At 66.3% G+C, this 9,246-nt stretch carries 11 protein-coding genes; all 11 read right to left on the reverse strand.

All coding sequences use genetic code 11. The features are described 5' to 3' along the window. A partial coding sequence (locus ACY69P_RS10125) for a hypothetical protein (protein WP_462327373.1) occupies window positions 1–461 on the reverse strand: 461 nt, incomplete at its 3' end. Beyond that, the gene (locus tag ACY69P_RS10130) at window positions 458–1,612 is read right to left on the reverse strand and encodes a radical SAM protein (RefSeq protein ID WP_462327374.1); all 1,155 of its coding nucleotides are present in this window, start codon (window positions 1,610–1,612) and stop codon (window positions 458–460) included. The genes ACY69P_RS10125 and ACY69P_RS10130, both read right to left, overlap by 4 nt. Then, window positions 1,609–2,622 (reverse strand): class I SAM-dependent methyltransferase, encoded by a 1,014-nt coding sequence (locus ACY69P_RS10135; RefSeq protein WP_462327375.1) that lies wholly within the window; start codon window positions 2,620–2,622, stop codon window positions 1,609–1,611. The genes ACY69P_RS10130 and ACY69P_RS10135 overlap by 4 nt, the downstream gene beginning before the upstream one ends. After that, window positions 2,619–3,275 (reverse strand): PIG-L deacetylase family protein, encoded by a 657-nt coding sequence (locus ACY69P_RS10140; protein ID WP_462327376.1) that lies wholly within the window; start codon window positions 3,273–3,275, stop codon window positions 2,619–2,621. The genes ACY69P_RS10135 and ACY69P_RS10140 overlap by 4 nt, the downstream gene beginning before the upstream one ends. Continuing rightward, complete coding sequence (locus ACY69P_RS10145) at window positions 3,268–4,227, reverse strand: class I SAM-dependent methyltransferase (protein ID WP_462327377.1); 960 nt, start codon at window positions 4,225–4,227, stop codon at window positions 3,268–3,270. The genes ACY69P_RS10140 and ACY69P_RS10145 overlap by 8 nt, the downstream gene beginning before the upstream one ends. After that, window positions 4,214–5,281: a radical SAM/SPASM domain-containing protein gene (locus ACY69P_RS10150; RefSeq protein ID WP_459897553.1), complete on the reverse strand. Its 1,068-nt coding sequence runs from the start codon at window positions 5,279–5,281 to the stop codon at window positions 4,214–4,216. Before ACY69P_RS10150 ends, ACY69P_RS10145 begins: the two co-directional genes overlap by 14 nt. After that, entirely contained in the window at window positions 5,257–6,006 is a 750-nt protein-coding gene (locus tag ACY69P_RS10155) for a WbqC family protein (RefSeq protein ID WP_462327378.1), read from the reverse strand. Before ACY69P_RS10155 ends, ACY69P_RS10150 begins: the two co-directional genes overlap by 25 nt. Beyond that, window positions 5,997–6,716: a cytidylyltransferase domain-containing protein gene (locus ACY69P_RS10160; RefSeq protein WP_462327379.1), complete on the reverse strand. Its 720-nt coding sequence runs from the start codon at window positions 6,714–6,716 to the stop codon at window positions 5,997–5,999. Before ACY69P_RS10160 ends, ACY69P_RS10155 begins: the two co-directional genes overlap by 10 nt. Continuing rightward, window positions 6,706–7,731: a hypothetical protein gene (locus tag ACY69P_RS10165; RefSeq protein WP_462327380.1), complete on the reverse strand. Its 1,026-nt coding sequence runs from the start codon at window positions 7,729–7,731 to the stop codon at window positions 6,706–6,708. The genes ACY69P_RS10160 and ACY69P_RS10165 overlap by 11 nt, the downstream gene beginning before the upstream one ends. Then, complete coding sequence (locus ACY69P_RS10170; protein WP_459897545.1) at window positions 7,728–8,798, reverse strand: N-acetylneuraminate synthase family protein; 1,071 nt, start codon at window positions 8,796–8,798, stop codon at window positions 7,728–7,730. The genes ACY69P_RS10165 and ACY69P_RS10170 overlap by 4 nt, the downstream gene beginning before the upstream one ends. 34 nt (window positions 8,799–8,832) lie before the next feature. After that, on the reverse strand, window positions 8,833–9,246 hold a 414-nt coding region (locus ACY69P_RS10175), incomplete at its 5' end, for an ABC transporter permease (protein ID WP_462327381.1).

The following is a 9,246-nucleotide window of genomic DNA, read 5'->3' on the forward strand; positions in this document are numbered from 1 at the left end:
AGGGCCTCGCGCTCCAGCCCGGCAGGCGAAGTCAGCAGGCCATACAGCCCCACCTCCGCGCCCTGCACCTGCCCAAGAAGCACATGCGCGGGCCGCTCGGCGTCCAGCACCATGCTCATGGTGGCATGGGCCTGAATGGCCTCAAAAAACCGCAGCGTCAGGGAGTGGAACAAGAGGGCCAACGGCGGCGCACCAGCGATGTCCGGCGCGCTGGGCACCAGCATGCGCGTCAGCTCCGGGGCGAGGTGCTCATGCCAGCGGCTGGCAAGGGAGCGGGCAAGGTCGCACTGCGGCTCCTTGAGCATGGCGGAAGCCTTGTCCCCGTAGGGCGCATAACCAATTCCCGCCATGCCGAGAGCGTGGCGCGCACTGGCCGACAGCGCCACCACACACCCTTCCGCCGCGTGCGTGCGCGCCCACAACGCATCACGCGCATCCGCCACAAAGAGCATGGTCTTCATGCGCCGCCCTCCCGCAGCGCGCACCTGTCCCACGCATCAAAACGCGCATCCACCTGCGGATGCTCCGCAAAGAAGGCAAGGGCCATACGCATGCGTTCGTCTTGCTCCTCCGCCGTCTGGTGGGGGATTTGCATACGCGCCACCCGCGTCCGCGGGTGCAGGTCAAAGCGGTGCACCGCCACGCGGTGGAAATGTTCAGCGACAAACTCCAGCGTCTCTGCCAATTCATCCGCCGTTTCCGTGGGCAGGCCAACGATGATGTCCGTGCGCAGGCGTAGAGCAGGATTGCCGCCACGCATGCGCATCAGGAAAGGCGACAGCCCGCGCACAAAAGGATCGCGCCGCATAAGGCGCAACAGGCGCTCGCTGGTGGTCTGGATGGGTACCTTCACATTGGTGATGCGCGGGTGGGTCAGGGCGTCTGCAAGCACCTGCCCGTACACACGAAACCACTTGGGCGCGATGTTCCCAAACTGCAACTGCGCCTGCGGCGCGGCGGCCAGCAGCGCGTGCACAAGCTCTGGGAAGGCCCGCGCAGGGACCATATCCACACCCCATGACCCGCTATCGTTGCCGTCGATGTAAAAACTCCGCGCCCCGGCTGCGGCGTCTCGCTCCACAAGGGCGACAATGTCCTCAAGGGGGCGGCTCGTGGCCGAACCAATGCCGATTTTATGCGGGCAATAGGCGCAGTGCTCGGTGCATCCCTCCTGCACCACCACATAGCGGCGCGTCGGGTCCGGGTCGGCCGTGTCCTCGGGGCGGAAGGCGCTCTCGTCCGGCAGGTCCGCAAAGGGCACCGTCACCTCATCCACCAGCCCTTCCGCGCGCTCGGGATGCCGGGACGGTATGGTGATGACGTCCGGCGGCGCCTCTGCGGCGTAGAAGGCCGGGTCCACCTTGGGCAGGCACCCGTACACTACCACCCGCCGCCCTGCCGCGCGCAGCGGCCCCATGCGCTCGCGGAACATGTCGAATGACGCCAAAAACCCCGCGCACGCACCGATGAGCACCACGTCCGCCGCGTCCATGTCCGGCACCTCGCGCCAGCCATTGAGGCTCAAAAAGCGCGCAATCTTCCGCAGATGCAGCAGATAGGACGGACACATGGTGCTCTGCCACACGGCAAATGTCGTCTCGCGCCCGGTCATAGCGCCTCCACAGGCCGCCGCGCCACCACCCACATGTGCGAGGACAGCCCGTTTTCCGCCAAAAAATGCTGAAACGACCCGCCAAGGGCGTCCCATTCGTCAAGGAGCACACGGCGCAGGAAGGGCTGGCCGGACAGGTCCACCTCCCCGGCACGGGCCGCCTTGCGCACCAGTTCGGCGTCCAGTTCGCCGGGGGTGGCGACCTCCTCCACCGTCAACCCGCACGCCGTGACCAGCGCGGGCAGGGACGTGGTGGTAAACAGATTCAGGTGCTGATGGTTCACGGAGTTTGACGCCTCGCCAAGGTGGACAATGTCAAAGCCCTCGGCATTGGGACAGGTGAGGACGAGCAGCCCCCCCGGACGCAGCACCCGCGCGCAGGCCCGCACAAAGCCCTCCACACTAAACAGATGCTCCACACACTCAAAGCTGACCACAACGTCCGCCGCATCCGCGCCAAGGTCCACCTGCTCCACTGACGCCTCGCACACAGTGAACCCACGCTCGCGGCAGGTTTCGGCCAGCCACGGCGTTGCTTCCACGGCGGACACCGCGGCAAAGCGCGGCATACTGCGCGCCTCCTCCAAAAAGAGCCCAAAGCCCGGCCCCACCTCCACAAGGCGAAGCCCCTCCCCAAGGCCAAAGCGCATGCACAGCGCGTCCAGCCGCCGGGCGCGCGGAGCAAACAGCCGTTCGCGCCGCGCCTTTTCTGAGGCGGGAAACAGTCTGTCGTTCTGAAAGCGGTACGAGGCGGAGCGCGCATAAAAGGCGGACAGCACCTCCGGCGTGGGCCGCGGGGACACGTACACCGTGCCGCAGTTGGCGCACCGCCCCCAGCGCATCCCCTGCTTGGCGTACAGGGGCCGGGCGTCATCCGCCGCGCAGGCCGGACAGGGCACCTGGACAAAGGACGCCGAGCGCGCGGACAGCCACGCCACATCCTCGGCCACGCTGGCGTGGAAGTCCTCCATCAGGGCGTCCGGGCGGATGTCGTTTTCCTTCAGCGTCATACGCCGTCCCCTCCGCCGTTATCGATCCAAATGGCCTTCACCATGGCAAACCCCTCGGCGTAGGCGACGCCGCTGCGCGCCCCGGTGCGGGCGTTTTCGCCCTTGAAAAAGGCTATCCACTCCTCGCCGCGCTTGGCGACCTCCGAGGCATGGGCGCGGATGGCCTCCACCTTGCGGTCCATAAAGTTCGAGATGTCCACGCAGTAGTTTTCTGTGAAAACGTCGGGGCTTTGGTACCAATTGCTGCGGTACATGAAGAGGTTGTGCACCTTGCGCCCGGCGGTGATGGACGCCGCACCGGCGGCGGCGTGGTCCTGATGCACATCGCGGTTCCAGTGGGTGTAGATGGTGTCCACCCCGCGCTCATCGATAATGGCGTCAATGTGCTGGATGAGTTCGTCGCAGTAGTGCAGGCGCTTGTTTTCATAGGGCAGGGCCACAAGCTCGGCCCCGATGATGGCCGCGCCGCGCTCCCCCTCCTGCCGGGCAAGCTCCGCTGGGCGTTCCCAGTGGTCCTTGTCCACCGTGTAGGCGGAATGGGTCAGCACCAGCATGGTCACCCGGTGCCCGGCCTGCACATGCCGAAGCAGTGTTCCGGCGCACCCCAGCTCAATATCGTCAAAGTGCGCGCCAATGGCGAGGATGCTACGCACGCCCGTCCCCCTCTGTTTCCCGGACCCGCCCCCGCCAGCGAAACCCCACAGCGGGCAGGGTGCCGGATTCCACAAGAAACCTGTCCAAAAGCCGAATATGCCGGGCAAGGCGGACCTCGTCCTCCGGGGCGGCGCAACGCAGGCCGCCTATGATGCCCGCATAAAACGCGCCCTCCCACTCATGGTCCACGGTGTCGAAGGTCTGTTCCATGGCGGCAAGCATGCCCTCATGCGTGGCGGCAAGGTCATTGGGGGACTGCACGGGATTCCCCCCCTCGTCCTCGTAGCGCCCGCGCCGCAGGCACACGTCCAGCCGCTCCTGCAATTCCCGCTCGCTGGCTAAGAGGGGCGCGGCCTCGTAATACAGCCCGCCAGCGGAAAGCAGCGTCTCCACCAGCAGCCACACAGCGGCGGACGGGGCCGTCATGCGCTCGCGGCACGGCTCCATCACCACCACCTGCCCGCGCTCGCCAAGGAGCGCCTGCGCGCGGCGTGCGGCCTGCTGCTGCGCCGAAAAATGATGCAGGGCGTTGTTGAACACCACCACGTCAAAGCCGTCTCCCGCGTCCAGCGTCAGGTAGTCTCCGGCCACGTAGACCACGCGCCCCTCCTGTGGCGGATTCTCCGCCGCGGTGCGCCGCGCGACGTCAAGGCACTCCTGCGAGATATCAAGGCCCACCACGTCGTGCCCCGCACGCGCCAGCTCAAGGCTTAGGTAGCCCGGACCGCACCCCACTTCCAAAATCCGCAAGCCCGGCGCAAGGCGCGCGGCCAACCACCGGAAGCGCTCGCCGTAGACGAGGTCGATAAAGCCCCGGTCCCGCCACGGGTTGTTGCGGAACCACTCGCACCGCCCGCAGTGGCGCAGGTCCGGAACATGCCCCGCATCCACGCGCTGGCGGATTTGGCTGTCAAAGGCCGCGGCTTCGGCGTCCATGTCATGCCGTGTCATGGGCATCCTCCATGGCGTCGTCTTCGGACTCAACAGGCATCATGGGGGTGGAACAGCGCGAGCACAGGTCAATTTCGCGGATGCGTCCGGCCTTTTGCAGGTCGCGGTAGCGCTGCATCACCGGGCCGGTCCATGCCTCCTCCAGCGTCATATCGCCAAGGGTGCCCAGCACCACCTCGTCGGCGTCGTCGAGGTGGCAAAACTTGATGCCGCCCTCATGGGTCACCGCAAGGCGCTGCCACGGCTTCTCGCACACAAAGTCCGCCTTGTAGGCCACCTTGTGGCGGTAACGGTCCTTCTCATCCCACTGAAAGTAATTGATATATTCAAGGAACCCCATGCCATCCACCACGTCCTGCCACATGCGCACCATGGCCTCACGTTCGCCAGCGTTTTCCTTCATGAGCACCATGTTGATGCGGATGAACGGGGTCAGACTGCCGCGCCGGGCCTTCAGCTCCGCCATGCCGCGGATATTCGCCGTCACCCGGTCATAGCTGGAACCGACGCGCAGGGCCTCGTAGTGCGCCTTGTCCGGCGAATCAAAAGAGATAATGAGCTTGGTCAGCCCCGCATCCAGCAGACGCTCCGCCATGGCGGCGTCAAGGTGCAGGGCCGAGGTATGCAGCATCACGTCAAGGATGCCGCGCTCGCGGGCATAGGCCACCATGCGCGGCAAATCGCGGTGCAGAAGCGGTTCGCCGCTGGCGTTGAGGTTGACGGCGTACAGGCCCTTGGCCGCGCCCTCGTCGATGGCGCGGGCGTAGACGTCAAAGGGCATGAAGAAGGTGGGCGGCAGCATGCCGCGCCGGGCCATCTGCGTGCGCGGGCAAAAGGTGCACGACAGGGTGCACAGGTTGGTGAGGTCAAAGTCGAGGTGCATGGGAAAGGGCCGCAGCTCCCGCCCCGCGGAGTAGCGCAGCCAGTCGCGGCGGTAGGCCATGAATTCCGGCCCCATATCCCGCTCCCACGTGGTGTTGAAATCGAGGAACTGGCAGCAGACGTTGCAGTCGCGCTCGGTCTTGTGCGTTAGTCCCGCATCCTGTTTGGGCATGGTGTCTCCTCCTGCGTCGCCCCCGGATGCGCGGCGTTGCCGCGCAGGATGGCAAGGGCGTGCGGACCATGGTTGAACAGCGCATCAAGTACGGACATTCCCGGCTCAAACCCGGCAAAGGCCTGCGTGTAAGGCCGGCACTGGTAACGCACGGTCTGGACGCCTATGCCGCTGGCGGCAAACTGGTCCATATCCATGTAGTCCGGCCCGGAAACGCCGCAGACGTACGTGCTGGCATGCATATGACGGCAGATGTCGTGGAGGAGTTCTGTGGAGGAGGTCGAGAACGGCGGCAGCGTCGAGGCGCGCACAGTGCGCCCCGCAAGGCCAAGGTACTGCCGGACAAACTCGATGAGGTCGATATTCAGGTCGCACAAGAGGGTCCGCCGTGATTGGACGATATCACGCACCGCACAAAAAATCTCATGGAAAAACGGGGTGGCGGCATAGTTGTGCCGCAGCGCGCCAAGGTATTTGCGCCGCCACGGCGCGTCGTCGCACAGGGCAACGTCCGCAATGCGCTGGGTAAAGCGTCCGCGCGTGAGGACGGGCACCGTCACCCACTGCCAGCCCGTGGCCGTGCGGATGCGGTTGCGGTTCTCAAAGTAGCGCTTCTTGAACTGCACCGTGTCGAAGTAGACCGTGACATCGCACAGGTCCATTTTATGGAAGAACCCAAGCCACGGCGCATGCTCCGGCTGCTGGATGGACAGGGTCAGGCCCATGCCGCCCCCTCCCGCGCTGCGGCCACCACATCAGCAAGGGTGTAAGGCTCGGGCCGCCCCATGGCGGCCAAGCGCTCGTGCAGGGCGCGGATACGCGCCAGGTCGCGGGCGGTGTCCACGGTCAGGCGCAGGTCCGGCATGCGGCAGGCCTCCGGCGCGGGCAGAATGCGCGTTCGAAAGTCCTGCGGGTGGCGGAACACGTATTCGTTCACATGCTCGCGGTCGAGGGCGCGCGTGGCGCGCCGCCGCAGGGTCAGCAGCGCGCTCATGGCGTACACTTCCACCCCCGCCCCGTCCGGTATGCCGCTGCCGGACTCGTTGCGGTTGGAGGTATAGTCCAGCCCCTCGGCGCAGTGCGCCGCCAGCACCTGCGTGGCAAGTTCCGGGCAGACCAGCGGATTATCGCAGGTGACGCGCATCAACGTCGTCAGACCGTATTCCTCACCCGCGCGGGCAAGGCGCTCCAGCACGTCATCCTCCGGCCCGCGCGCCACATCCACACCAAGAGCGCGCGCCGCCTCGGCCAGCCTGTCGTCACGCGGCCCATGGGGCACGGCCACCACCAGCGCCTGCGCCCCGCGCACATGGCGCAGGCGCAGGACCACCCGCTCAAGGAGCGTTCTGCCGCAGATGTCCATCAACACCTTTCCCGGCAGGCGGCTGGAGCCCATGCGGGCCTGCACCACTATTCCGGCGCGGCTACGAGGCATGGGCGTCCACCAACTGCGTCAGGGCTTCCAGCACGCGCGCCGCGCCGCGCCCGTCCACGGCCAGCCGCCCCTGCTCCGAGGCAAGGCGCAGCCACGCGGTGTCCGCAAGGCACTGGCCAATAAGCTCCGCCGCCACCTCGGGCGGGGTGTCCGCCCCGCGGCCGTGCAGGCGCGCAAAGCCTGCGGCCTCGGCGGCCTCGCCGCGTTCATACTCGTGCGGGTCCTCCCAAAAGACGAGGGACGGGGTGCCGCAGCACGCGGCCTCAAACATCGTGTTGCCGCCAGCGGAAATGAGCACGTCCGCACGCAGCAGGTGCTCCCACATGTCCGGCACATCCACCAGCACCTCATGGCTGTAGCCTGCGTCCTCCAGCAGGCGTTCAAGGGACGCGGCGTAGGTAAACGCTGGCCCGCACACAAAGTGCACACTGCCGATGCGCTGTGGATGCTCCCGCGCCAACAGCCCAAGGGCGCGGGCAATGACCAGCGTCGCGCCAGAGCGGTCCACCCCGCCCATGCTGACCACAATGCGCCGCGCCGTTATAAGCTCGCCGCGCTCACGGTCATGCATCTCCTCAAACTCCGGGCCCATGATGAGGTACTGCGTCCCGGCCAGCACGGCGCGGTAGCCGTCCGGCAAGCGGTGCCAGCGGCGCACCGGGGTGGGATTCACCACCACGTCTGCCCCGGGGCGGCCCTCGCCGAACTCCTCCACAGCGCAGGTCACAAACCCCGCCGCCGACAGCGGCGTAAAGTCAAAGGCCTCGGGCGTTCGCACATCCACGATGGCGATGTCCGGCCCGTTGCCGCCAAGGGCGCGCAGGGCGCGGACGTCCGGGGTATATTCCGCCGCGCTGATGCCGCGCCGCCGCAGGGTACTGGCGGCAAGGTCGCCAATGCCCAGCATCTGCGTGGGCAGCCCCATCCTGCGCCCGGCCTCGGCAACGGCCAGCATGGTGAACACATGTCCAAGCCCTATCCGCCGATGTCCTTCCGCAACGAGTACGAGCGTCATGGGACCTCCCGCTGTGGTTCATTGGGCACGATGCCCACGTGGTCTGCCTCAAGGGGCGTTTCGGCCGGAATGTCGCAGGTGGCGCGCATGCCCACCACCCGCGGCAGGTACTTGGGCGGCAGGCCGTAGCCGGGGCGGCGCACGTCCACATCAGCCTCGCCAAGGGTCTCCCCGGCCTTTACATCGCGCATGACCACCACGCTGACCTTGTTGGTGCGCATGTTGCGCTCCTCCGCCGGGGTGGGGCGCTTTATCCCGTCCCCCAGCGCGGGGAGCACGTGGCGGGAATAGCTCACCAGCCGCCGGAACTCCGCTTCGTCGGAGGACAGCGCGCGGTCCGAGCCTTCGGTGTTGCCTTCGCACCAGTAGTGGCGCTCAATCATATCCGCGCCAAGGGCCACCGCCGCGCGCGAGCACCCAATGCCCACGGTATGGTCCGAGAACCCCGTCGGCAGGCCAAAGGCGGCCTTCATGGCGACCATGGCGCGCAGGTTTTGTTCCTCGGGCCGGGCGGGATAGTTGGAGACGCAGTGAAAGAGGAGCAGCTTGTCGTTGCCGCGCGCCAGTATGGCCTCCACGGACTCGCGCACCTCCTGCAGGGTGCACATGCCGGTGGACAGAAAAATGGGTTTGCCCGTATCCGCCACAATTTCCAGCAGCGGAATATGCGTGGCAAGGTCGGAGCCGATTTTGTAGGCGGGCATGTCCAGCTTTTCCATGAGTTCCAAGTCGCGGATATGGCTGGGCGCGGAGAACACCGTCACCCCCCGCTTGCGGCAATGCTCCACAAGGTGGCGCTGCACGGACGGGGGCGTGCAGTTTTCGGCAAACACCTCATACTGCGAGCGCTGGCCCACGGTGCTCATGTTGAAGAGATTGTCACGCGTGGTGATGGTCTCCGGGTCAAGGGTCTGGAACTTCACGGCGTTTGCTCCGGCGCGCACGGCGGAATCCACAATGCGCTCGGCCTCGGCCTCGCCCGCGAAGTTTCCGGCCACCTCGGCCATGAAATAGACCTCCCTGCCGGTTCCGATGGTGAATCCGTCGAGTTCAACTGTCCGAGACATGGCAACACTCCTGAAGGTTCGCCGGTAGCCGGGGCTACACGGTATCCATAAAGGTCTTTTCCACCCGGGAGAACAGGGCCAGCCCGCAAACCAGCACCAGCGCCGACGCCCCGGCCGAATAGGCCAGCCGCGCCCACGTAAACGCCCCCTGCCCCAAGAAGACATAGCGGAAGGCCTCCACCACCTCGGTCATGGGATTGGCGAGCACCAGCAGGCGGTAGTCCTCCGGCACGGAGGACAGCGGATAGATAATCGGCGTCAGATACATGAGCAGCTGCACCCCAAAGCCGATGAGAAAGCGTAAATCGCGGTAGCGCGTGGTCAGGGACGATACAAGGATGCCCCCGCCAAGGCCCAGCGCGGCCATAATCGCCACCAAAAGGGGCACCACGGCCACGGCGGCGCCCGGACGGACACTGACCTCACCGGACGCATAAAACGCGTACAG

The sequence above is a fragment of the Desulfobaculum sp. genome, assembly GCF_054921475.1.

Coding starts and splice junctions, on each gene's coding strand:
- ACY69P_RS10130 (WP_462327374.1), bottom strand. CDS start 1,612: ATGACCGGGCGCGAGACGACATTTGCCGTGTGGCAGAGCACCATGTGT.
- ACY69P_RS10135 (WP_462327375.1), bottom strand. CDS start 2,622: ATGACGCTGAAGGAAAACGACATCCGCCCGGACGCCCTGATGGAGGAC.
- ACY69P_RS10145 (WP_462327377.1), bottom strand. CDS start 4,227: ATGACACGGCATGACATGGACGCCGAAGCCGCGGCCTTTGACAGCCAA.
- ACY69P_RS10150 (WP_459897553.1), bottom strand. CDS start 5,281: ATGCCCAAACAGGATGCGGGACTAACGCACAAGACCGAGCGCGACTGC.
- ACY69P_RS10155 (WP_462327378.1), bottom strand. CDS start 6,006: ATGGGCCTGACCCTGTCCATCCAGCAGCCGGAGCATGCGCCGTGGCTT.
- ACY69P_RS10160 (WP_462327379.1), bottom strand. CDS start 6,716: ATGCCTCGTAGCCGCGCCGGAATAGTGGTGCAGGCCCGCATGGGCTCC.
- ACY69P_RS10165 (WP_462327380.1), bottom strand. CDS start 7,731: ATGACGCTCGTACTCGTTGCGGAAGGACATCGGCGGATAGGGCTTGGA.
- ACY69P_RS10170 (WP_459897545.1), bottom strand. CDS start 8,798: ATGTCTCGGACAGTTGAACTCGACGGATTCACCATCGGAACCGGCAGG.